The organism is Pelagibacterium sp. H642 (genome assembly GCF_031202855.1).
Classification (GTDB): Bacteria; Pseudomonadota; Alphaproteobacteria; order Rhizobiales; family Devosiaceae; genus Pelagibacterium.
Genome location: NZ_CP101829.1, coordinates 2,867,724 through 2,888,861 on the forward strand (window position 1 = coordinate 2,867,724; position 21,138 = coordinate 2,888,861).

Consider the following 21,138-nt stretch of genomic DNA (forward strand, 5'->3'; position numbering starts at 1 on the left):
GGAATCGTAGCAGGCTTGGCGACATGTGAACAACGCAAGCGGTCCCATGTCACTTATTATCCGCAGAGCCGAGCCGGGGGATGCCGGGCTGGTACTCGAATTCATCATCAAGCTGGCCGAATATGAAAAGCTCAACGACGAGGTGAGCGCCACCGAGGCCGATATCGAAAAGCACCTGTTCGGGCCCGAGCCGAAAGTGTTTTGCGAAATCGCCGAGCATGAGGGCAAGCCGGTCGGGTTTGCGCTGTGGTTCTATACGTTTTCGACCTTTCAGGGGCGGCACGGCATCTGGCTCGAAGACCTCTATGTGGAGCCGGGAGTGCGCGGGAACGGCATCGGTAAGGCGCTGCTGCGGCATCTGGCGCGGCGGTGCCGGAACGAGGGGCTGGGGCGGCTGAGCTGGTGGGTGCTCAACTGGAACGAGCCGGCGATCAAATTCTACAAGGCCCAGGGCGCGGTGATGCATGACGAATGGACGGTATGCCGGGTGAGCGGGCCCGAACTCGAAGCGCTGGCGGAGGAGAAGTGATGGTCAGGATCGCGATGATCGCGGCGGTGGGGCGGAACGGAGCCATCGGGAGCGACGGCAAGCTGCCCTGGCGGCTGCCTTCGGACTTTGCCTATTACAAGCGCACGACGATGGGCAAACCGCTGATCGTGGGACGCAAGACGTTCGAATCGATCGGCAAGCCGTTGCCCGGACGGAGCAATATCATCGTGACGCGGCAGAAGGATTACGCACCTGAAGGGGCGGAGGTGTTCGCCGATCTCGATGCCGCCATCGCGCGGGGGCAGGAGATCGCCGAGCGCGACGGCGTGGATGAGGTGTTCATCAACGGTGGCGCGCAAATCTACCGCGCGGCCATGGACCGGGCGGACCGGCTTTATATCACCCATGTTGATGCGGAGCCGGAGGGGGATACGTTCTTTCCCGAAATCGATCCGACCGTGTGGGAAGGGCGGGACGTGCCCGAGGTGGTGCCGGGCGAAAAGGACAGCGCCAAGTTCGTTGTGAGGATTTACGAGAGACGGTGAGAGGCAGCGACGTCGCCAGCAGTGTCGATCGTGGTGGCGCCGTTGCTGGACCCCGGGAACACGTTTCGGGGTGACAGGGAGTGGGTAGCACGATGAGGTGGCCCACTGGGATTCAGTGCGGCCTGGGCTGCGCTCCGGACACGGGGGACAGGATGGATACGAAAGACGTTGCGCGCCATTGGGAGAGCAATGCGGAGGCGTGGACGGTCTATTCGCGCGCGGGCCATGACCGATATCGCGACGCTCTCAACACCCCGGCCTTTCTGGCGATGCTGCCGCCGGTGGCGGGGCTCGACGGGCTCGATCTGGGATGTGGGGAAGGCACCAACACGCGCGCGGTGGCTCGGCTGGGAGCGCGAATGACGGGGCTCGATATCGCGCCCACCTTTATCGGCTATGCGCGTGAAGCCGAGAGGGCGGACCCGCTGGGGATCGATTATGTGCTGGGCGATGGGGAGAGCCTGCCGTTTGCCGCGCAGAGTTTCGACTTCGTGACCGCGTTCATGTCCCTGATGGACATGGCCGACCAGCAGAAGGTTCTTTGCGGCGTGGCCCAGGTTCTCAAGCCTGGCGGCTTCTTGCAGTTCTCCATCCTGCATCCGTGCTTCGTGCCGCCGACGCGCAGGAATATCCGCAACCACGAGGGCGAACCCGTGGCGGTGGAGGTAGCGGACTATTTCGAGGAAACCGACGGGACGATCGAGCGCTGGTTGTTTTCCTCGATCCCGCGCGAGGAGCGCGAAAAGCTAGAGCCGTTCTCGGTGCCGCGCTTTCACCGCACGCTCACGAGCTGGGTTTCGATGATCGTCAATGCGGGGTTGGTTATCGAGGCGTTCGGGGAGCCGAGAGCATCGGAAGAGGTGGCGCGGGCAGAACCGATCGTGGCCGATACGCGGGTCGCGCCGATATTTCTGCATGTACGGGCGCGGAAAGGCGCGAATAGGCCGTAGGCGTATTCCGCGCTGCGGCGGTACCGGGCGGCCTTATGAGCCGGCGGTGTCGCGGCGGTGCTGTTTGAACTTGGCGATGCGGTCGGCTGTTGCCTGTGCCTCTTTCGCAAGCCTGAGCGCCTTCAAGCGCGCGGTCTTTTCCCGTATCGAATCGAGTTCCGCCGCAGCGCCGGAGAGCGCGGCTTCCTCGCGCCGGGTGATGGCGGCGAAACGGGTTTCGGCGATATCACGAAGTGTACTTGTCATGTGGTATCCTGGTGAGGAAGAGGGCCGCCGCGCGGGCGGCCCGTTCCATTACGCGAGCTGAAGGTTGGTCGCGGAGGATTTACCGTCGCGGCCCTGCTGAAGCTCGTAGGAGACCTTCTGGCCTTCGGCGAGACCGGACAGGCCGGCCTGTTCGACAGCGGAGATGTGGACGAATGCGTCCTTGGAGCCATCGGCCGGCGAAATGAAGCCGAAGCCTTTGGTGGAATTGAAGAACTTAACGGTGCCATTAATCATGGGAATACCTGTTTGGTTGGCTCGAAGCGAAATGCACGAGCGGATTTCCGCCCCGCAACAGCGCGGGGTCGGCACGTTCGCAAAAATCGAGGGTAGCCAAGCAATCCGGCCAAGCCGGTGATCAGATAGCCGATGACGGCTGAAAACGTAGTCCACTATATGGTGACACGGGCGCTATATGCAATAGGAACTTGGACGGTTCGACAAATCGCCCGCCCAGGTTGGCCACTGTCTTCACCATAGTGTCAGTGTGCCTATGCCGTGCCCGGTTTCGATTGATCCGACCGCTGCGCTTCCCTATATAAACCGGCATAGAACAAAACATTTTCACGACAACCGAAAGGGATCAAATGCCGTGGGAAGAAAATAGGGGCGGCCGCCGGAGCCGCAGCGGTGGCCCTTGGGGCCAGGCGCCGGGCGGAGGAGGTGGCGGTGGGCCACGCCGGCCCAGCGGTGGCAACACCCCAAATCTCGAAGATATTCTCGCCCGCGGACGCCAGCAATTCGGCGGCGGGGCGAACATTCCCGGCGGCGGGCGGTGGATCGCGATCGGCGTCATCGCGGCGGGACTGATCTTCTGGGCGAGCCAGGCGATCTACACAGTCGCGCCCAACGAAGTGGGCGTCGAATTGCTGTTCGGCGAGCCCAAGGACGAGTTCTCCAATCCCGGCCTGCACTTCCACTGGTGGCCGCTCGAGCGCGTCGAACGCGCCTCGACGACGGAAAACCAGACGCGGGTGGGCATCAGCACGGGCGGTGGCACCAGTGGTGGCCGCGACGACGGGCTCATGCTTTCGGGCGACCAGAACATCGTCAATATGAGCTTTTCGATCCTGTGGCGGATTTCCGATCCGCGCCTCTATCTGTTCGAGGTGCGCGATCCGGACGAAATGGTGCGCCAGGCTGCCGAAAGCGCCATGCGCGAAGTGGTGGGACGCCGGACGGCACAGGACGTGTTCCGTGACGACCGTACGGGCATCGCGCTCGAAGTGCAGCAGATCACCCAGAGCATTCTCGACAGCTATGGCGTGGGCGTGACGATCTCCAACATCTCGATCGAAAACGTGGCGCCCCCGGCCGAAGTGGCCGATGCGTTCGACGAAGTGCAGCGCGCGCTGCAGGACGAGGACCGCTTCCAGGAAGAAGCGCGGCAATATGCCAATACGCTGCTGGGTAGTGCCCGCGGCCAGGCCGCCGCGATCCGCGAAGAGGCCGCGGCCTATCGCGATCGCGTGGTCAACGAAGCCCAGGGTCAGGCGGCGCGTTTCGTCGCCATCTACAACGAATACCGCAATGCGCCCGAAGTCACCCGTCAGCGCATCTTCCTCGAAACCATGCAGGACGTGCTCGCGGGGACCAACAAGGTGCTTCTCGAAGGGGGCGAGCAGGGCTCGGGGGTGATCCCCTACCTGCCATTGCCGGAGTTGCGAGCCAACCCGTCGGCCAACCAGACCACGGGAGGTAACCAGTGATGAACAGGCTCGTTATCGCAATCGTCGCGCTGGTTATCGCCGGCTATGTGCTGCTCTCCTCGATCTTCGTGGTCAACGAACGCGAACAGGCGATCGTCATGCGCTTCGGCGAGATCACGCGCGAAATCCAGGAGCCGGGGCTTTACTTCAAGATCCCGACCGATTTCGTCGAGACCGTGCAGTATATCGACAAGCGCCTGCTGCGCTACGATCTGGAGCGCATCCGGCTCCAGGTCTCGGGCGGCCAGTTCTATATCGTGGACGCCTTCATCACCTACCGCATCTCCGATCCGATCCGGTTCCGGCAATCGGTGCTGGGCAGCCTCCAGCTTGCCGAGCAGCGTATCGCCACGCGTCTGGAATCGGCGCTGCGTGCGGTCTATGGCCTGCGCGAATTCGATGCGGCGCTCTCCGAGCAGCGCAGCGAAATGATGCGCGAGGCGCGGGACCTGGTTGCCACCGACATGGTGGAACTGGGGATCGAGGTGGCCGATGTGCGCATCCTGGTCACCGACCTCACGCCCGAAGTCAGCCAACAGACCTATGAGCGCATGCAGGCGGAACGTAACGCGGAAGCTGCGCTGATCCGGGCCCGAGGCCAGGAGCAGGCGCAGATCCTACGCGCGATCGCCGACCGCCAGGCGGTGGAAATCGTTTCGGCGGCCAACCGCGACTCGGAAATCATCCGAGGCGAGGGTGACGCCGAGCAGAACAGGCTGTTCGCCGAGGCCTTCTCGCAGGACGAGGCGTTCTTCCAGTTCTACCGCTCCATGGAAGCCTATCGCGGCGCACTGGGCGACGGGAACACCACCATGGTGCTCTCGCCAGATTCGGCCTTCTTCCGCTTCTTCGGTTCGGGGGGCGAGTTGCCGGAATTCCCAGCGCCCACGGCCACGCCGATCGATATCGGGGTGCAGGGGCCGGCCGAGGAGCCGGTGGACGCCGGCGACATCGACGACCTGCTGGCCACCGATGCGCTGGTTTCGGGCGAAGACGAGGCGTCCGATCTCGAAACCGAGGTACAGAACCTCGAAACGTTGATCGAGACGGAAAACCTCGGAACCGAAGTGCTGCCCGAAGGCCAAGCGCCGGCGACCGAGACCGATCCGGCAGCCGAAGAGGTCGACGTGCTCGACGAGCCTTCGCTCGAGCAAGTGCCGGCCGAAGAGGCACCTGCGGCAGAGACGCCGGCACCGGCTCAGTAACAGGCCGGAGCAGAAACGAAGGCGCGCCTTGCGGGGCGCGCCTTTTTTGTTTGGAGGATTTTCAGTGACCGACCTTTTTGCCGCGCTGGCGCTGGCGATCGTTCTCGAAGGGCTGCTTTACGCGGCGTTTCCCGAACAGATGAAGCGGATGATCGCGCAGGTTCTGACCATGCCCACCAACCAGTTGCGCATGGGCGCGCTGGTGATGGCCGGGGTGGGGCTGGTGCTGCTGGCTCTGGTGCGGATGTAGATCACCACTGATTGCGGCCATCGAGATGTTCGATGGGAAGGGCTTCGACGTCGAAATCGTCGAGTACCCACAGATTGATCGAGATACGGCGGCGGGTGGGGTCGAAATTGGCCTCGGCGGCTTCCCAATCGCCGGAGGCGAAATCGGAATAATCGGGATTGTCCGAGAAGGTGGTGCAGCCGCAGGTGGGGCAGAAATAGTGCCTGTTTTCAGGGGTGGTCGGTGAATATTGCTGCCCGTTGCGCATGGGCGTGAGCAGGCGGAACTGATCGGGCTCGCAATAGGCCCAGAGGGCGCCGCGCTTGGTGCAGAAGGTGCAATTGCAGCGCGTGGCGGTTTGCGGGGTGACGTCGATCTCGAATTTGGTGGCGCCGCAGTGGCAGCTTCCCTTGATGGTCATGGTTGGTTCCTCTCGTGATGGGAGGAGCCTAGCGCGGGAGGATGACAGGGTGTGTCAGGAGAAGGCCAAGGGAGGCGGCGCTGTTGCTGAATCCGGAACAAGTCCCGGAATGACGAGGTGAGGATAGGGAAGGAGCCGCAGAGGAGCGGCGGCCTCGCCCTAGCGCATTTCCGCTTTTCTCCGAATCGCTTCAATGCTCTAAGTGCTTGTTTTGTCGCGTGTCCGAACCGCAAAACCGTTTCCACTTTTGCTGGACACGCTTCTAGCGCACGATTTCGTCGTCCGAATAGCCCTGGAGGTAGAGGAGGGCGGTGAGATCGCCATGATCGATGCGGACGGCGGCCTGTTCGGCGACGATGGGCTTGGCGTGGATGGCGACGCCGAGGCCGGCGGCCTGGAGCATGTCGAGATCGTTGGCGCCGTCGCCCACGGCCATGGTCTGGGCGGGGGAGAGGTGCTTTTCGGCGGTCAGGGCCATCAGGCGGTTGCGCTTCACCGTCTTGTCGACGATGGGCTTTTCGACAGTGCCGGTGAGGGTGCCGGCCTCATCGAAGAGGAGGACGTTGGCGACCGATTCATCGAAACCGATGCGCTTGGCGAAATGCTCGGCGAAGAGGGTGAAGCCGCCGGACACCAGCGAGGTATAGGCGCCATAGGCCTTCATGGTCTGGACCAGGGCGCGGCCGCCAGGGGCGAGGGTGATGCGCTCGCGGCGGATCTCTTCGACAAGCTTGCGCTCAAGGCCCTTCAAAAGCGCGACGCGGGTGTCGAGGGCGGCCTCGAAATCGAGTTCGCCGCGCATGGCGCGCTCGGTGATCTCGGCGACCTGGGGCTTGAGGTTGAGTGCATCGGCAAGCTCGTCGATGCATTCCTGCTCGATCATGGTGGAATCCATGTCGGCGACCAGGAGCTGTTTTTTGCGGTTGGCGGCGGGGACGAGGGCGGCGTCGACGGGGTGGGATTCGAGGATTTCGCGGGCCATCTCGACCGGATTGCCGGCGCGGGGGGCGACGATCTCGCAGGCTATGCCTTGCGCGAGCCAGTTGATTTCGCCATGGGTTTGACGCTGCACGGCCTCGACCAGCGCATTGGACAAGACGGGCGCGGCGGGGTTGGCGATCAGAACGAGGACGGACATCGGGCTAAGCCATGGCTGGGACTGACGGAAAACGCGCGGTGTTGATAGCGGGTCCGACCGCGAGCGGCAAGACGGCGCTGGCCATCGAGAAGGCAAGGGCGAGCGGCGCCCGGATCGTCAATACCGATTCCATGCAGGTCTATGGCGTGCTCGACCGGCTGACGGCGCGGCCCAATGTCGAAGAACTGGCGGCGGCGCGGCATGAGATGTTTGGGCATATCGACCCGTCGGTGCGCTATTCCACGGGAGCGTGGCTGGGCGATGCTCAACAACAGATTCAAGCGGCTGAGAAAGAGAATCAGGAGCTGATTTTCGTTGGTGGCACAGGGCTTTACTTCGATGCGCTCATAAAGGGATTTGCTGACGTTCCCGCTGTTGCTCCCGAATTTGTCGCCGAAGCTGAGAAAATGATTCAAGGGCTGGATGAAGCCGGGCGGATGGCGCTGCTGGCCGAGAAGGACCCCGAGACGGCGCGACGGATCAAGGTGGCCGATCCGCAGCGGGTGGTGCGGGCGCTCTCGGTGGAGATGGCGACGGGGAAGCCGTTGAGTGCGTTTCAGGAAGCGAACGGACCGGGGCTGCTCGAGGGGTATGCGCTCGAAAAGATCGTCTTGATGCCGGAACGAGGAGTGCTGCGACGGCGGATCGGGGAGCGGTTCGAGGCGATGATGGAGGCTGGGGCGGTCGAGGAAGTGGAGGCGCTGCTGGCGCTGGGGCTCGATCCGTCATTGCCGGCGATGAAGGCGATCGGGGTCGGTGAGATTTCGGCCATGCTGGCGGGGGAAATGACGCGGGAAGAGGCGGTCGAGAAGGCGGTCACCGCAACACGGCAATACGCCAAGCGGCAATCGACGTGGTTCCGGAACCGGTTCGGGGACTGGCGGTTCGTCGATCCGTTTGCGGGGTGAACGGGCGAGGCTCTGGTTTGGGCCGGGGTCGATGGCCGCAGGATGAGCGGCGCATCGGGGAGCCGCATGGACCCTCGGGTCGAGCCCGAGGGTGACGAGGGGAGGGGGAGCGCTGCGGGTCGAGCCTGGAACGCTGAGTGTACTGGATCCCGGCTCGAGGCCGGGATGACAAGGTGGGGCGGGCGGAGTGGCGACCCGGATGCGTGGCGTAGACGGTTATGCGCCTACGGCCAGCCAGCCGACATAGGCGAGGTACGCCACGAGGAAGGCGGCGCCTTCCCAGCGGACGATCTGGCGGCCGCTATAGGCGAAGACGAGGAGCAGGGCGGTGGCGGCGAGCATGACCCAGATGTCGAGGCGGACGATCTCGGGCGGCACGGGGATGGGCTGGATGAGCGCGGTGGTGCCGAGGATGAGGAAGATGTTGAAAATGTTCGAGCCCAGGACGTTGCCCAGCGCAAGATCGGTATGGCGGCGAACGGCGGCGATGACGGAGGTGACCAGCTCGGGCAACGAGGTGCCGATGGCGACGACGGTCAGGCCGATGATGGTTTCGGAAACGCCGAAGGCGGTGGCGATTTCGACGGCGCTGGAGACGAGCAGGCGGGCGCCGAAAATGGTGAGGCCAAGGCCGGCAATGACGAAGAGGATCGAGACGGGCATGGGCTGGGTGCCGCCGGTGGCCTCGACCTCGGCCTCGAAGTCGGGACTGGCCTGGGCCTTCTGGTCGGCAAAATAGCTATAGACCACATAGGCGATAAGCATCGCGACCAGCACGAGGCCGGCGATCCGGCCCAGGGCCCCGATAAGGACGATGCCGAGGGCAGCCAGGGCGGAGACGACCAGCACGAGGCCATCGCGGCGCAGCACGCCCTTGTCCACGAGGACGGGATAGATGAGCGCGGTGATGCCCAGGATGAGGAGGATGTTGGCGATGTTTGAGCCCACCACATTGCCCACGGCGATGCCCGGAGCGCCGTCGAGAGCGGCCTGAACGGAGGTCACGAGTTCGGGAAGCGAGGTGCCGAAGCCCACGAGAGTCAGCCCGATCAGCAGGGAGGACATTCCCAGGCGCTCGGCGATCGCGACCGAGCCGCGCACGAAGCCTTCGCCGCCGGCCACAAGGAGGACAAGGCCGGCAATCAGGGCGAGATAGACCATTCAATATCTCCGAAAGGATCAGGTGACTGAAATGCGGACGGCGCCCGTCGTGCGGGCGAGATCGGAAGGGGTAATTTCGAAGACCGAGCGTGCGTTCCCGGCAGCGGCCCACACCGTTTCGAAGGCGAAGAGACCTTCATCCATATAGAGCGGTATCGGACGCAGGTGGCCGAAAGGCGACACCCCGCCAATGGCGAAGCCTGTGACTTCGCGCACCAGATCGGCATCGGCGCGGCCGAGCTTTTGCCCGATGTGGCGGCCGGTGCGCTTTTCGTGCACGCGGTTGGCGCCCGAAACGAGAACCATGATGGGCTCGCCCGTCTCCTCGCCGACAAAGAGCAGGGATTTGACGATCCGGCCCACTTCGACTCCGAGGGCTTCGGCGGCCATCTGGGCGGTGGTGGCGAGCTGGTCGAGGACGGTTACCTGGCCGGGCAGGCCGTGGCGGGCGAGATCGGCGGCGACGCGGAGTTCGGATTGGCGCAGTTCGGTCATGAGCGGCAAGGAACTCCATAGCCGCGCAAGCGTCAAGCGGGTGCGATGCTGACATGGAGTGTCAGTGCGGCTCTATAGGGTGGCCCAATCGAACGATTGCAGAAAGGACGCCCCCAATGAATTCTATAACCATCATTCTCACGCAAGGCTATTCGGATTGGGAAATCGCCGTACTGACGGGGGTCGGCAGGGCTTTTTTCAATGCCGATATCCGCTTTACCAGCGCCGACGGTGGCACCGTGACATCGGTGGGCGGGGTCGTGACAGAGGCCCTGGATCGCTTCGAGGCGCCAGGGCAGGGCGTTGTGGTGGTCTGTGGCGGCCCTACATTCGAGGGCGACACTCCGCCGGACCTTTCAGCCCGGCTGCGCCAGGCGCATGAGAATGGCTGCGTGGTCGCGGGGATTTGCGGAGGAACGCTGGCGCTGGCACGGGCGGGCCTTCTCGACCGGGCGCGGCACACCTCGAACGGAGCGGGCTATCTCGATGCGGCAGCCGGCTATGGCGGTGCGGCGCTTTATGTGGATCAGCCCCAGGCGCTGCGTGACGGATCCATCATCACAGCGCCGGCGCCGGCTCCGGCCAGCTTTGCCATGGAAGTGCTGAAGGCGGCGGGGGTCGAGCCCCAAGCCGCGGGCAGCATCATGGACATGCTGGCGAAAGAGCATGGAATGCGCGCGGGGAGTTGACGGGAGCGGTCTGGCTTGCACTATGCGGCTGCTCTGGATCAGGAGGCCGCCATGGCTGGAAAAGCGCTCATTGTCATCGACGTGCAGAACGACTTCTGTCCCGGCGGGGCGTTGGCCGTGGACGGGGGTGACGAAGTGGTGCCGGTGATCAACCGGCTGATGGGGGAATTCGATCATGTGATCCTCACCCAGGATTGGCACCCGGCCGATCATTCGAGCTTTGCCTCTCAGCACGCCGGCAAGGCGCCGTTCGAGGACATCGAAATGCCCTATGGGCCGCAGCGGCTTTGGCCGGACCATTGCGTGCAGGGCAGTCCGGGGGCCGATTTCCATCCCGAGCTTTACTGGACGCGCGCCGAGCTGGTGATCCGCAAGGGGTTCAGGAAGGCGATCGATTCCTATTCGGCGTTTTTCGAGAACGATCATGAGACGCCGACGGGGCTGACGGGCTATCTGCGCGAGCGCGGGCTGGACGATCTGACCTTTGTGGGGCTGGCGACCGATTTCTGCGTCGCCTATTCGGCACTCGATGCGCGGCGGCAGGGTTTTGAGGCGCGGGTAATCATGGATGCATGCAGGGGGATCGATCTGGCCGGATCGATGGCGGCGATGACCGGGAAAATGGAAGACGCCGGAGTGGTGCTGGCTTGAGCACGTCCAAGACAGATATCGCCCGGCGCGTTTTCAACCATACGTTCAAGCTCGACCCGATCGTCCGGTCGCTGCTCGATACGGATTTCTACAAGCTCCTGATGCTGCAAATGATCTGGGGGCTGTACCGGGACGTGGACGCGACGTTTTCGCTGACCAACCGCTCGAAATCGGTCAAGCTGGCCGAAGAGATCGATATCGAGGAGTTGCGCGAGCAGCTCGACCATGCGCGGACGGTGCGGTTCACCAAGAAGGAGATGATCTGGCTGGCCGGTAACACCTTCTACGGCACCAAGCAGATCTTTTCGCCGCAGTTCCTGGCCTGGCTGGAGAACTTCCAGCTTCCAGAATATGAACTCACCAAGCGCGACGGGCAGTTCGAGCTGCATTTTCCCGGCAAATGGGTCGAGACCACGATGTGGGAAATCCCGGCGCTGGCGATCATCAACGAATTGCGGTCGCGGGCGGCGATGAAGGGCATGGGGCGGTTCGCGCTCGACGTGCTCTATGCGCGGGCCAAGGCGCGGACATGGGAGAAGGTGGAGCGGCTCAAGCAATTGCCGAACCTGAAAATCTCCGATTTCGGGACGCGGCGGCGGCACAGTTTTTTGTGGCAGCGCTGGTGCGTGGAAGCGCTCAAGGAAGGGCTGGGGGATGCGCTGACGGGCACTTCCAACGTGCTTTTGGCCATGGATACGGACCTCGAGGCGCTGGGGACCAATGCGCATGAGCTTCCCATGGTGGCGGCCGCGCTGGCCGAGGGCGACGAGGCGCTCAGGATGTCACCCTATGCGGTGCTCGAGGATTGGCAGAGCTATTACGGCGGCAACCTGCTGATCGTTCTGCCCGATGCGTTCGGGACGGCGTCGTTTCTGGAAAATGCGCCGGACTGGGTGGCGGACTGGACGGGGTTCAGACCCGATTCGGCGCCCGCCATCGAAGGCGGGGAGAAGATCATTCAATTCTGGCGCGAGCGCGGGCGGGATCCGCGCGAGAAGCTTTTGATCTTTTCGGACGGGCTGGACGCGGAAACCATCGAGAAAGCCTACAAGCATTTCGAGGGGCGCGTGCGGATGAGCTTTGGCTGGGGAACCAACCTTACAAATGACTTTGCCGGCGTGGCGCCGGTGCGCAACGATCAGCTCACGCCGATCTCGCTGGTGATCAAGGTTTCAAGCGCCAACGGCAGGCCGGCGGTCAAGCTCTCGGACAATCCGGCCAAGGCAGTGGGCGACCCCAGGGAGATCGAACGCTATCTGCGGGTGTTCGGGGCCCAGGAGATGGTGGAGCAGGCGGTGGTTGTTTAGCGCCGACACTGCCGGTTACTGGGTCCCGGGTCGAGCCCGGGATGACATGTGGTGGTTTAGGCCGTGCCGATGATGCGGCGGCGGTCGAGGAGGCCGAGGCGGTCGCGCATGGCGAAGCGGGCGGTGAGGACCACGGCGCAGAAGGCGAGACCTACCGCGAGGCCGATCCAGATGCCGATGCCGGCCAGACGCTCGGGCGCGCCCAGGAACCAGGCGGTGGGCATGCCGATGCCCCAATAGCCGAACAGCGCGATGAACATGGGCACCTTGGTGTCGCTCAGCCCGCGCAGGACGTTGACGGCGACGACCTGAGCGCCATCGACGATCTGGAACAGGCCGGCAATCCCCAAGAAGGTGGTGGCCATGGCGAGCGCGGCGGCGTTGGCGGGATCGGCGGGGTTGAGGAAGAGGCGGGTGAACACCTGCGGCACCGTGAGGAACAGGATGCAGGTGACGGCCATGAAGCCCACGCCGATGGCGAGCGAAGTCCAGCCCGCCAGCGCGATGCCGCGATCGCTGCCGGCGCCGAAGGCGAGGCCGACGCGGACCGTGGAGGCCTGAGCCAGGCCCAGCGGCACCATGAAGGCAAAGGAAGCGCATTGGAGAGCCACCGCGTGGGCGGCGAGCGCATCGGTGCCGTGCCAGCCCATCAGAATGGCGGCGACGGCGAACATGCCGACCTCGGCCATCAGTGTCAGGCCGATGGGCGTGCCGATCCTGAAGATTTCGGCAAAGCGCGGCCAATCGGGCTTCCAGAAGCGGACGAGGATGTTGAAGCGGCGGTAGCGGCGATGGGTGATCGCATAGGCGAGCAGCATGGCGAACATGGCGAGGTTGGTGATCACCGTCGCGACGGCCGCGCCGCGGAGTTCGAGACGCGGGAAGCCGAAATTACCGAAAATCAGGGCGTAGTTGATCAGCGCGTTCAGCGCGACGCCGGCCACGGTGACGTAAAGGATGACGCGGGTGACCGACAGCGCCGAGAGGAACGAGCGGATGGCGAACAGGCCCAGCCCCGGGAACAGCACGAAAACGGCGATGTGCATGTATTCGGCGGCCATGCGGGCCAGATCGGGCTCCTGGCCGGTGGCGAGCAGGATGGGCTCGATCTGCCAGATGAGCGGCAAGAGGACCAGTGCGATGACGATGGCGGCCCAGAAGCCCTGGCGCACGGTGCGGCGGACATTTTTGATCTTGCGCCCGCCGATGGCCTGAGCGGCGAGAGGCGCCACGGCGGACACGATGCCGCCGCCCAGCAGCAGGAAGGGCGTGAAGAAGGAGGTGGCGAGCGTGCTGGCCGCAAGATATTGCGGACCGAGCCAGCCCATCATGATGACATCGGTGGTAAACAACGCGTTCTGAGCAACCTGGGCCACGACGAGGGGCCAGGCCAGCATAAAGGTCGCGCGCAACTCGGCGATCCAGGCCGAGCCGCCGCGCGTGGTATCGATCGTACTCATTTCAAGGCCTTCCCAAGCCACGGACTGCGGCGTGATGGCCGCCGACCGGACCCGATCCGATACACGCGAATCACGCCTTTGTCAGCCGATGGAACGAAAATGCGAGCGGAGCGCTGGCGGGAGGCGTGTGGCAAACCTCTTGAAAAAGTTCACGAAATGGAGAAAGTTAACGCATTCTCTAGGGCGTTCAGTTTCGCTTCAGGTTGGAAACTGTATGCCTTTAGGCCCCGCCGGCGGAACCAAAACCGACATACCGCATTTATGGGCGAGGGAACTCTAGAGTAAGTCGCAGGAGGCTTTGGAAATGAAAAAACTTTTGATTATCGGTGTTGCCCTTACTTCTCTGACGGCCGTTTCGGCCTGCACCCGCACCCAGGAAACCGCTGCTATCGGCGCTGGCGCCGGCGCTGTGATCGGTGGCGTGACCACGGGTTCGGTTCAGGGTGCGGTTGTTGGCGGCGTGGTCGGCGGTGTTGCCGGCGCTCTGGTCGGCCAGGTGGCCGGCGAGCCCAACCAGTGCTACTACCGCGCTTCGGATGGCACCCTCTACAAGGATGCCTGCCCGCGCAGCTAATCGCTGCCATTTAGGCTTTGATAAAAGGGCTCGTGCTTTCCCGGCACGGGCCTTTTTTGTTTGGGGGAGCGTGGAGGCGAACGGGAGAGCGTCGGGGGTAGATCGCTGTGTTGGGTGTTGCCGCCCCTAGCGCTACCGGCCATGCGGGAGAGGGGACGGCAGGAGCCGAGAGCGGCGTGCATACCTTGCCCCGGGTCAAGCCCGGGGGAAACGGTGGGTGGTGGAGAGGGTGGTGGACACCTCAATTGTGTGGAGGCTTTGCGGGTGTCCGGGGCACGCTCCTAGGAGGCGTGGGCATTTAGCGCTTGACCGAGGGCGTACCCGGCGGTACCAATGGTGCGAAATTTTGGAGAAGCTCCGTGAAGACGGCACTTATTCTTGTAGTAGGCAGGCGCATCGCAACATGAGGGAATAACCCTCGTGCGAATTGCGGTGCGCCGAAGACAGGTCCCTTACGGGGCCTTTTTTATTATCCAAATTCCGCCGGTGGCGGAGAAAAGTAGGACAGTAGGGAGTGGCTGAAATGGCCGAACAGATGACCGGCGCCGAAATGGTTGTGAGGGCGCTGATGGATCAGGGGGTCGAACACATCTTCGGATACCCCGGTGGCGCGGTGCTGCCGATCTATGATGCGATCTTCCAGCAGGACAAGGTCCAGCACATCCTCGTCCGCCACGAGCAGGGCGCGACGCATATGGCCGAGGGCTATGCCCGCTCGACCGGCAAGTGCGGCGTGGTGCTGGTGACCTCGGGGCCGGGCGCGACCAATGCGGTGACCGGGCTGGCCGATGCGCTGCTCGACTCGATCCCGCTGGTCTGCATTTCGGGGCAGGTCGCGACCCCGCTGATCGGTTCGGACGCCTTCCAGGAGTGCGATACGGTCGGGATCACCCGCAACTGCACCAAGCACAACTACCTGGTCAAATCGATCGAGGACCTGCCGCGCATCCTGCATGAGGCATTCTATATCGCGACCTCGGGGCGGCCGGGGCCGGTGGTGATCGATATTCCCAAGGACATCCAGTTCGCGGTGGGCAAATATTTCAAGCCCCAGAGCGAGCCCAGCCACCCGACCTACAAGCCGCAGATCGAGGGCGACATGGAGGCCATCCGGGTTGCCGTGGACCTGATGCTGCGCGCCGAACGGCCGGTGTTCTATACCGGGGGCGGGGTGATCAACTCCGGACCGGAGGCGAGCCGCAATCTGCGCGAGCTGGCGGAATTGACCGGTTTTCCCGTGACCTCGACGCTGATGGGGCTGGGCGCCTATCCGGCCAGCGGCAAGCAGTGGCTGGGCATGCTGGGCATGCACGGCACCTATGAAGCCAACATGGCCATGCACGATTGCGACCTGATGATTTGCCTGGGCGCGCGGTTCGACGACCGGATCACCGGCCGGATCGACGCGTTTTCACCCAACAGCCGCAAGATCCATGTCGATATCGACCCCTCTTCGATCAACAAGAACATCATCGTCGACATCCCGATCATCGGTGACGTCAACCATGTGATGGAAGAGATGATCCGCATCTGGCGGGCCAAGACCAACCAGCCGCGCACCGAGGCGATAGCGCCGTGGTGGAAGGCGATCGAGAAGTGGCGGAACGTCAATTCGCTCGGGTTCACCAACTCCGATACGATCATCAAGCCCCAGCACGCGATTCAAAGGCTTTACCAGGCCACCAAGGATCGTGACGTCTACATCACGACCGAGGTGGGCCAGCACCAGATGTGGGCGGCGCAGCATTTCCATTTCGATCAGCCCAACCGGTGGATGACCTCGGGCGGGCTGGGCACGATGGGGTATGGACTGCCGGCTTCGATCGGCGTGCAGGTGGCCCATCCGGACGCGCTGGTGATCGATATCGCCGGGGAAGCGTCGGTGCAGATGACCATGCAGGAGATGAGCACGGCGCTTCAATACGAGCTGCCAGTCAAGATCTTCATTCTGAACAACGAATATATGGGCATGGTGCGCCAGTGGCAGGAATTGCTGCATGGCGGGCGCTATTCGCACTCCTATTCCGATGCCTTGCCCGATTTCGTGAAGCTTGCCGAGGCTTATGGCGGGCACGGGATCAGATGTTCCGATCCTGCCAAGCTCGACGATGCGATCGACGAGATGATCAACATCAGAAAGCCGGTGATCTTCGACTGCCTGGTGAGCAAGGAAGAGAACTGCTTCCCCATGATCCCGTCGGGCAAGCCGCATAACGAGATGATCCTGCCCGATACGGCAGATATTGGGAATATTATCGATGAGAAGGGGAAGGTGCTGGTTTGATTTCAAGTGAGGGCAGGCTGCAATGGCAAGCCGCCGCGCTTCCGGTGCTCACGTACTCCAAGTACGTTCCGTTCCGGTTCTCGCGGCTCACCATTTTGCTTCACCCGACTTGAAATAGCGCAGTGGCGGGTTCGGCCTGGCGGCCGACGCATCGGCAAAGCCGATGCGGCCCCCTCACCCCCGGCCCCTCTCCCACGAGGGGAGAGGGGGGCTCTTGGGGCAGGGGTGCCCCCTAACCGGAGCGTTGCAACCCGCTACCCTTCTCCCCTGGTGGGAGAAGGTGGCCGGAGTGAAACGGAGGTCGGATGAGGGGGGCGCAGAGCGTGCAAGATAAGCCGGCGTCGATGCCGGGAAGAGGATTTGAGGACAATGAACATGAACGCCAATTTGCTGCCGACCGGGTCGGTCTATTTCATGCCGTCGCAGACGGAAGCCGAAGAACGTCATACGTTGACGGTGCTTGTCGATAACGAGCCGGGGGTTCTAGCCAGGGTGGTGGGACTGTTTTCGGCGCGCGGGTTCAATATCGACTCGCTCACGGTTTCCGAGACCGAGCACGACAAGCACCGGTCGCGGATCACCGTGGTGACGGTGGCGACGCCCAAGGTGCTGGCGCAGATCAAGCTGCAGCTCGAGCGGCTGGTGCCGGTGCATAAAGTTCACGATCTGACCCAGAAAGGCAACGCCATCGAGCGCGAGCTGGCTCTGGTGAAGGTCGCCGGGGCCGGCGACAATCGCGTGGAAGCGCTGCGGCTGGCCGATGCGTTCCGCGCGCAGGTGATCGATGCGACGACGGAAAGCTTCGTTTTCGAGATCACGGGCAAGTCGAGCAAGGTTGAACAGTTCGTGGCGCTGATGGTGCCGCTGGGGCTGGTCGAGGTGGTGCGCACCGGACTTGCCGCGATCACGCGCGGCCCGCAGGGGATGTAGGTTGTCCTCGCCCACAAGTAGTGGTTTGCGAAAATCGCAAAATTCGATAGACGAGGGCCGTACATTTCGTACGGCCCTCTATTTTTCGACCCCGATGCCATGACCGAACTCTCCGTCAATCTCAATGCCGTGGCGCAATTGCGCAATCGGCGGAACCTTCCCTGGCCGAGCGTGGTCGGCATGGCGCGGATCGTGCTCGAAGCGGGGGCGGTTGGCGTCACCGTGCATCCGCGCCCCGACGAGCGCCACATCCGGCGCACGGACGTGTTCGATCTGGTCAACCTGCTGCGGACCGAATATCCGCATGCCGAACTTAATATCGAGGGTTATCCGACCGAAGCGTTCCTCGACCTGGTTGCGGCGGCCAATCCCAATCAGGTGACGCTGGTGCCCGATGCGCCCGAGCAGGCGACGTCCGACCATGGCTGGGACTTCCTGGCGCACAAGGCGCTTCTGACCGATGTGGTGGCCCAGCTCAGGACGCCGGGCCGGAGGGTGTCGCTGTTCTGCGATCCCGATGCCGACCGGGAGGCGATCGAAGCGGCCAAGGCGACCGGCGCGGATCGGATCGAACTCTATACCGGGCCTTACGGGGCATGCTTCGACAATGCCGAAGCGGCGGTGGCGGCGTTGGCCGACCTGGCCGAAACAGCCCATGCGGCCCATGCGGTGGGACTGGGCATCAATGCCGGCCACGACCTGACGCTGGCCAATCTGCCGGCGTTCAGCAACGCCGTTCCTTTTGTCGACGAGGTCTCCATCGGGCACGGCATCACGGCCGATGCGTTGATTTTCGGCTTTGCCGAGGCCACGCGAAAATATCTCGGCGTGCTCGGAAACGGGCGATAAGGCAGGGGCGCTGCCGTTTCCGAGGGCTGGCTGGTTTGTTCAGTGATGGCGAACAGTGGCTTGTTGCACGAGCATTCTTGATTGATATTCAATAGGTTAGCGGTTTCGCATTTGACGAAGCGTGGCGTTCTGGGTGTCTCGATTACAAAAGTGTGCCTACTTGCGCGTCTGGGGAGAAGAAACATATTGAGCCCTACTTACTGTTTGTAACCAGTTCCGTAGGGAAGATCGAAATGTCCAAACTCAAGATCGGTGTCATCATCTCGTCGACGCGCGACACCCGCTTTGCCGACAAGCCCGCCCAGTGGATCGTTGAAAAGGCCAAGGAGCGCCCCGAGCTCGACGTCGAAGTGCTCGACCTTCGCGATTTCGACCTGCCGTTCTTCAACGAAGTCGCCTCCAACGCCTGGGTGCCGACGCAGGACCCCAAGGCCGTTGCCTGGCAGGAGAAGCTCGCCGAGTTCGACGGCTTCATCTTCGTCGTCGCCGAATACAACCGTGCCATCACCGGCGCGCTCAAGAACGCGATCGACCAGGCCTATGTCGAATGGAACAAGAAGGTCGGCGGCATCGTCGCCTATGGCTCGATGGGCGGTGCCCGCGCGGCCGAGAACCTTCGCACCATCATGATCGAGCTGCAGATGGTTCCGACCCGTTCGGCCGTTCATATCGGCGGCGGCGAGTTCATGAAGGTTTCCCCGCTGGGCGAAAATGCCGAGATGTCGGCGATCGAAGGCGCCATCGCCAACAGCGCCAAGGACATGCTCGACCAGCTCACCTGGTGGGGCAACGCCGCCAAGGCCGCCCGCCAGAACGACCTGGCTCAGGCCGCCGAATAACGGACGATCCTCCTCCTCCTCCCGTCCGTTTGGAAGGGTCACCCGCTGGGTGGCCCTTTTTTGTTGCCTTGGCTGAAATTCTAACGCGGCATGTCCGGGCAGACGAAGGGGACGGCTGCGGCGGCGTAACGCTTCTCGACGATCTCGTCGCCCAGATGCAGGGCCAGGACGAGCTCGGCCTCGTTGAGTTCGATGATGTCGGCTTCGATGGTCGCGGTGTCTTCCTGCCAGCTCAGCGATTCCTCGCCGGTCATTTGCCAGTTCGAGAGGCGATAGGTTTCCCAGCACGAATCCTGGAGCATGGTGCCTTCGGAGAGGAAGACCACCATCGAACCGGGCAGGCCCGCGTCTTGTTCCGATTGCACCCAGAACCTGTCGGTGAGCGAGGCGCCGATTATGGGCGCCGAGGTCATTTCGTCGATCTCCTGGGCCGTTGCGGGGAGGCCGGCCAGGGTGGCGGCGACAGCAAGGATGGGAAGGAGGTGGCGGTGCATGGGAGTCTCACATTGGTTGCCGCAGGTTCGCGGGTGAGTGTGCCCAAACTTTGGTGGAGAGGAAAGGGGCCGGACGGCGCCCGGCCCCTTTCGGATGTGGATCAGACGCGCAGAAGCGTCTTGATGGCGCGGCGCTCGTCCATGGCCTTGTAACCTTCGGCCACGTCGGCGAGCGGCAGGGTAAGGTCGAAGACCTTGCCGGGATTGATCTTGCGGGTGAGCACGAGATCCATCAGATGGGGCAGGAAACGGCGGACGGGAGCCGGGCCGCCAAGCATGCCAACCTGATTGAAGAACAGGTTCTGGCCGTCGAACTGGACGCCGTGGGGCACGCCGACATAGCCGATCATCGAGCCGGGGCGGGCCACCTGCAGCGCCTGGTTCATCGATTGCTGCGTGCCCACGCATTCGAGCACCGAATCGGCGCCGATGCGGTTGGTCATCTCCTTGATCCTGGCGATGCCTTCCTCGCCGCGTTCGGCGACGATGTCGGTGGCGCCATATTCGAGGGCCAGATCCTGGCGGCTCTTGTGGCGGCTCATGGCGATGATGCGGTCCGCGCCCATCTCCTTGGCGGCGAGGACGCCCATGAGGCCAACCGCGCCATCGCCGACGACCACCACGGTGGAGCCGGGCTGTACCCGTGCCGCATCGGCGGCATACCAGCCGGTGCCCAGAACGTCGGAAACGGCAAGAAGGCTCGGGATCAGATTCTCGTCGGGCATCTCATCGGTGGCGACCAGCGTGCCGTCGGCCAGGGGAACACGGGCATAGCTTGCCTGGGCTCCGGTCATGAACTCGCGCTGCTCGCACGAGGATTGGAAGCCGTGAGCGCAATGGGGGCAGGTGTTGTCGGAAAGGACGAACGAGCCGACCACGAACTGGCCGGGTTTGACGGTCTTGACGTCGCTGCCCACCTCAACGACCACGCCGCAATATTCGTGGCCCATATGCTGGGGCTCGGTGATGTCATTGGCGCCGCGATAGGGCCAGAGGTCCGAGCCGCAGATGCAGGTGGCCGAGAGCTTGATGATGGCGTCGGTGGGCTTGAGGATGGTGGGATCGGCCACTTCCTCGAAGCGGACGTCGCCGGGGCCGTGAAGAACGGTTGCGAGCATAGTAATCTCCGTTGGTTTTTCGGATCGATGATCAGGCGCCGTATTGGGCGTCGGTGACGTGCTCCATCCAATCCACTACCTTTCCGTCCTGGACTTCCTGGAGGGCGATGTGGGTCATCGCGGTTTCGGGGGCGGCCCCGTGCCAGTGTTTTTCGCCGGGGGCGAAACCACACAACGTCGCCGGGGCGGACGTCCTCTATGGAGCCGCCAAGGCGCTGAACGCGTCCGTGGCCGGAAACGATGAACAGCGTCTGGCCCAGGGGGTGGGTGTGCCAGGCGGTGCGCGCTCCCGGCTCGAAGGTGACCTGAGCGCCCTGGACGCGATCGGCGTCGAAGGGGTTGAACAGCGGATCGATGCGGACACTGCCGGTGAACCAGTCCGCAGGGCCTGTGCCCGAAGGGCGGGAGCCCGTGCGTATGATTTCCAT

The 21,138-nt window shown here is 63.4% G+C and carries 23 protein-coding genes and 2 pseudogenes; 15 read left to right on the forward strand and 10 right to left on the reverse strand.

Annotation, left to right across the window (positions count from 1 at the left end; genetic code table 11):
• Positions 1-46 precede the first annotated feature (46 nt).
• From NO934_RS14070 to NO934_RS14080, 3 genes are all read left to right on the forward strand, one after another.
• Positions 47-529: a GNAT family N-acetyltransferase gene (locus tag NO934_RS14070; RefSeq protein ID WP_309160597.1), complete on the forward strand. Its 483-nt coding sequence runs from the start codon at positions 47-49 to the stop codon at positions 527-529.
• Positions 529-1,035 carry a dihydrofolate reductase gene (locus tag NO934_RS14075; protein ID WP_309160598.1) on the forward strand — a complete coding sequence of 169 codons (507 nt, stop codon included), beginning with the start codon at positions 529-531 and terminating at the stop codon, positions 1,033-1,035. The genes NO934_RS14070 and NO934_RS14075 overlap by 1 nt, the downstream gene beginning before the upstream one ends.
• Before the next feature lie 152 nt (positions 1,036-1,187).
• Positions 1,188-1,985, forward strand: coding sequence for a class I SAM-dependent methyltransferase (locus tag NO934_RS14080; RefSeq protein ID WP_309160599.1), 798 nt, complete (start codon positions 1,188-1,190; stop codon positions 1,983-1,985).
• A 33-nt stretch (positions 1,986-2,018) separates the two neighbouring features.
• Here the strand turns inward: NO934_RS14080 and NO934_RS14085 are convergent, their stop codons facing one another.
• Together NO934_RS14085 and NO934_RS14090 are read right to left on the reverse strand one after the other, a co-directional pair.
• Positions 2,019-2,231: a hypothetical protein gene (locus NO934_RS14085; protein WP_309160600.1), complete on the reverse strand. Its 213-nt coding sequence runs from the start codon at positions 2,229-2,231 to the stop codon at positions 2,019-2,021.
• A 48-nt stretch (positions 2,232-2,279) separates the two neighbouring features.
• The gene (locus NO934_RS14090; protein ID WP_309160601.1) at positions 2,280-2,486 is read right to left on the reverse strand and encodes a cold-shock protein; all 207 of its coding nucleotides are present in this window, start codon (positions 2,484-2,486) and stop codon (positions 2,280-2,282) included.
• Between the two features lie 350 nt (positions 2,487-2,836).
• On the opposite strand from NO934_RS14090, the gene hflK reads away from it, so the two are divergent.
• The 3 genes and pseudogenes from hflK to NO934_RS14105 all read left to right on the forward strand — a co-directional run bounded on the left by hflK (position 2,837) and on the right by NO934_RS14105 (position 5,413).
• Positions 2,837-3,958 (forward strand): FtsH protease activity modulator HflK, encoded by a 1,122-nt coding sequence (gene hflK, locus NO934_RS14095; protein WP_309160602.1) that lies wholly within the window; start codon positions 2,837-2,839, stop codon positions 3,956-3,958.
• Positions 3,958-4,845: pseudogene (hflC, locus tag NO934_RS14100) on the forward strand (protease modulator HflC); the annotation flags it as partial. The gene hflK and the pseudogene hflC, both read left to right, overlap by 1 nt.
• A gap of 382 nt (positions 4,846-5,227) precedes the next feature.
• The gene (locus tag NO934_RS14105; RefSeq protein WP_309160603.1) at positions 5,228-5,413 is read left to right on the forward strand and encodes a DUF2065 domain-containing protein; all 186 of its coding nucleotides are present in this window, start codon (positions 5,228-5,230) and stop codon (positions 5,411-5,413) included.
• A gap of 1 nt (position 5,414) precedes the next feature.
• Here the strand turns inward: NO934_RS14105 and NO934_RS14110 are convergent, their stop codons facing one another.
• Both NO934_RS14110 and serB read right to left on the reverse strand, forming a co-directional pair.
• Positions 5,415-5,813: a GFA family protein gene (locus tag NO934_RS14110; RefSeq protein WP_309160604.1), complete on the reverse strand. Its 399-nt coding sequence runs from the start codon at positions 5,811-5,813 to the stop codon at positions 5,415-5,417.
• Between the two features lie 262 nt (positions 5,814-6,075).
• The gene (gene serB, locus NO934_RS14115; RefSeq protein WP_309160605.1) at positions 6,076-6,951 is read right to left on the reverse strand and encodes a phosphoserine phosphatase SerB; all 876 of its coding nucleotides are present in this window, start codon (positions 6,949-6,951) and stop codon (positions 6,076-6,078) included.
• A gap of 11 nt (positions 6,952-6,962) precedes the next feature.
• Between serB and miaA the strand changes: the two genes are divergently transcribed.
• Positions 6,963-7,859, forward strand: coding sequence for a tRNA (adenosine(37)-N6)-dimethylallyltransferase MiaA (miaA, locus tag NO934_RS14120; protein ID WP_309160606.1), 897 nt, complete (start codon positions 6,963-6,965; stop codon positions 7,857-7,859).
• A gap of 216 nt (positions 7,860-8,075) precedes the next feature.
• Here miaA and NO934_RS14125 read toward each other — a convergent pair whose 3' ends face one another.
• Positions 8,076-9,020, reverse strand: coding sequence for a calcium/sodium antiporter (locus tag NO934_RS14125; protein ID WP_309160607.1), 945 nt, complete (start codon positions 9,018-9,020; stop codon positions 8,076-8,078).
• A gap of 18 nt (positions 9,021-9,038) precedes the next feature.
• Positions 9,039-9,515, reverse strand: a complete 477-nt coding sequence (locus NO934_RS14130; protein WP_309160608.1) for a YbaK/EbsC family protein — start codon at positions 9,513-9,515, stop codon at positions 9,039-9,041.
• A gap of 116 nt (positions 9,516-9,631) precedes the next feature.
• Between NO934_RS14130 and NO934_RS14135 the strand changes: the two genes are divergently transcribed.
• The 3 genes from NO934_RS14135 to pncB are packed head-to-tail and all read left to right on the forward strand — an operon-like array spanning position 9,632 to position 12,162.
• Positions 9,632-10,204, forward strand: coding sequence for a DJ-1/PfpI family protein (locus NO934_RS14135; protein WP_309160609.1), 573 nt, complete (start codon positions 9,632-9,634; stop codon positions 10,202-10,204).
• Positions 10,205-10,255: 51 nt separating this feature from the next.
• Positions 10,256-10,855, forward strand: a complete 600-nt coding sequence (gene pncA / locus NO934_RS14140; RefSeq protein WP_309160610.1) for a bifunctional nicotinamidase/pyrazinamidase — start codon at positions 10,256-10,258, stop codon at positions 10,853-10,855.
• The gene (pncB, locus tag NO934_RS14145; protein ID WP_309160611.1) at positions 10,852-12,162 is read left to right on the forward strand and encodes a nicotinate phosphoribosyltransferase; all 1,311 of its coding nucleotides are present in this window, start codon (positions 10,852-10,854) and stop codon (positions 12,160-12,162) included. Before pncA ends, pncB begins: the two co-directional genes overlap by 4 nt.
• Before the next feature lie 56 nt (positions 12,163-12,218).
• Here the strand turns inward: pncB and NO934_RS14150 are convergent, their stop codons facing one another.
• Positions 12,219-13,622 carry an MATE family efflux transporter gene (locus NO934_RS14150; RefSeq protein WP_309160612.1) on the reverse strand — a complete coding sequence of 468 codons (1,404 nt, stop codon included), beginning with the start codon at positions 13,620-13,622 and terminating at the stop codon, positions 12,219-12,221.
• Positions 13,623-13,926: 304 nt separating this feature from the next.
• On the opposite strand from NO934_RS14150, the gene NO934_RS14155 reads away from it, so the two are divergent.
• The 5 genes from NO934_RS14155 (at position 13,927) to NO934_RS14175 (ending at position 19,098) form a co-directional block, all read left to right on the forward strand.
• A complete protein-coding gene (locus NO934_RS14155; RefSeq protein ID WP_309160613.1) occupies positions 13,927-14,196 on the forward strand; it encodes a glycine zipper domain-containing protein in 270 nt (89 codons plus the stop codon).
• A 523-nt stretch (positions 14,197-14,719) separates the two neighbouring features.
• Entirely contained in the window at positions 14,720-16,480 is a 1,761-nt protein-coding gene (locus tag NO934_RS14160; protein ID WP_309160614.1) for an acetolactate synthase 3 large subunit, read from the forward strand.
• 375 nt (positions 16,481-16,855) lie between these two features.
• Positions 16,856-17,410, forward strand: a complete 555-nt coding sequence (gene ilvN, locus NO934_RS14165; RefSeq protein ID WP_309160615.1) for an acetolactate synthase small subunit — start codon at positions 16,856-16,858, stop codon at positions 17,408-17,410.
• A gap of 99 nt (positions 17,411-17,509) precedes the next feature.
• The gene (locus NO934_RS14170; RefSeq protein ID WP_309160616.1) at positions 17,510-18,259 is read left to right on the forward strand and encodes a pyridoxine 5'-phosphate synthase; all 750 of its coding nucleotides are present in this window, start codon (positions 17,510-17,512) and stop codon (positions 18,257-18,259) included.
• A gap of 233 nt (positions 18,260-18,492) precedes the next feature.
• A complete protein-coding gene (locus NO934_RS14175) occupies positions 18,493-19,098 on the forward strand; it encodes an NAD(P)H-dependent oxidoreductase (RefSeq protein ID WP_309160617.1) in 606 nt (201 codons plus the stop codon).
• Between the two features lie 80 nt (positions 19,099-19,178).
• Here the strand turns inward: NO934_RS14175 and NO934_RS14180 are convergent, their stop codons facing one another.
• The 3 genes and pseudogenes from NO934_RS14180 to NO934_RS14190 all read right to left on the reverse strand — a co-directional run bounded on the left by NO934_RS14180 (position 19,179) and on the right by NO934_RS14190 (position 21,138).
• Positions 19,179-19,592, reverse strand: coding sequence for a hypothetical protein (locus NO934_RS14180; protein ID WP_309160618.1), 414 nt, complete (start codon positions 19,590-19,592; stop codon positions 19,179-19,181).
• Positions 19,593-19,693: 101 nt separating this feature from the next.
• Positions 19,694-20,710, reverse strand: a complete 1,017-nt coding sequence (locus NO934_RS14185) for a zinc-dependent alcohol dehydrogenase family protein (RefSeq protein ID WP_309160619.1) — start codon at positions 20,708-20,710, stop codon at positions 19,694-19,696.
• Between the two features lie 31 nt (positions 20,711-20,741).
• Positions 20,742-21,138, reverse strand: a pseudogene (locus tag NO934_RS14190) (cupin domain-containing protein).

Excerpts from the sequence above, each read along its gene's own strand:
- ilvN (WP_309160615.1), top strand. The coding sequence starts at position 16,856 with ATGAACGCCAATTTGCTGCCGACCGGGTCGGTCTATTTCATGCCGTCG.
- hflK (WP_309160602.1), top strand. The coding sequence starts at position 2,837 with ATGCCGTGGGAAGAAAATAGGGGCGGCCGCCGGAGCCGCAGCGGTGGC.
- NO934_RS14170 (WP_309160616.1), top strand. The coding sequence starts at position 17,510 with ATGACCGAACTCTCCGTCAATCTCAATGCCGTGGCGCAATTGCGCAAT.
- NO934_RS14130 (WP_309160608.1), bottom strand. The coding sequence starts at position 9,515 with ATGACCGAACTGCGCCAATCCGAACTCCGCGTCGCCGCCGATCTCGCC.
- NO934_RS14075 (WP_309160598.1), top strand. The coding sequence starts at position 529 with ATGGTCAGGATCGCGATGATCGCGGCGGTGGGGCGGAACGGAGCCATC.
- NO934_RS14090 (WP_309160601.1), bottom strand. The coding sequence starts at position 2,486 with ATGATTAATGGCACCGTTAAGTTCTTCAATTCCACCAAAGGCTTCGGC.
- NO934_RS14125 (WP_309160607.1), bottom strand. The coding sequence starts at position 9,020 with ATGGTCTATCTCGCCCTGATTGCCGGCCTTGTCCTCCTTGTGGCCGGC.
- miaA (WP_309160606.1), top strand. The coding sequence starts at position 6,963 with ATGGCTGGGACTGACGGAAAACGCGCGGTGTTGATAGCGGGTCCGACC.
- NO934_RS14070 (WP_309160597.1), top strand. The coding sequence starts at position 47 with ATGTCACTTATTATCCGCAGAGCCGAGCCGGGGGATGCCGGGCTGGTA.
- serB (WP_309160605.1), bottom strand. The coding sequence starts at position 6,951 with ATGTCCGTCCTCGTTCTGATCGCCAACCCCGCCGCGCCCGTCTTGTCC.
- NO934_RS14175 (WP_309160617.1), top strand. The coding sequence starts at position 18,493 with ATGTCCAAACTCAAGATCGGTGTCATCATCTCGTCGACGCGCGACACC.
- NO934_RS14185 (WP_309160619.1), bottom strand. The coding sequence starts at position 20,710 with ATGCTCGCAACCGTTCTTCACGGCCCCGGCGACGTCCGCTTCGAGGAA.
- NO934_RS14160 (WP_309160614.1), top strand. The coding sequence starts at position 14,720 with ATGGCCGAACAGATGACCGGCGCCGAAATGGTTGTGAGGGCGCTGATG.
- pncA (WP_309160610.1), top strand. The coding sequence starts at position 10,256 with ATGGCTGGAAAAGCGCTCATTGTCATCGACGTGCAGAACGACTTCTGT.
- NO934_RS14080 (WP_309160599.1), top strand. The coding sequence starts at position 1,188 with ATGGATACGAAAGACGTTGCGCGCCATTGGGAGAGCAATGCGGAGGCG.
- NO934_RS14085 (WP_309160600.1), bottom strand. The coding sequence starts at position 2,231 with ATGACAAGTACACTTCGTGATATCGCCGAAACCCGTTTCGCCGCCATC.
- NO934_RS14135 (WP_309160609.1), top strand. The coding sequence starts at position 9,632 with ATGAATTCTATAACCATCATTCTCACGCAAGGCTATTCGGATTGGGAA.
- NO934_RS14110 (WP_309160604.1), bottom strand. The coding sequence starts at position 5,813 with ATGACCATCAAGGGAAGCTGCCACTGCGGCGCCACCAAATTCGAGATC.
- NO934_RS14150 (WP_309160612.1), bottom strand. The coding sequence starts at position 13,622 with ATGAGTACGATCGATACCACGCGCGGCGGCTCGGCCTGGATCGCCGAG.
- NO934_RS14180 (WP_309160618.1), bottom strand. The coding sequence starts at position 19,592 with ATGCACCGCCACCTCCTTCCCATCCTTGCTGTCGCCGCCACCCTGGCC.
- NO934_RS14155 (WP_309160613.1), top strand. The coding sequence starts at position 13,927 with ATGAAAAAACTTTTGATTATCGGTGTTGCCCTTACTTCTCTGACGGCC.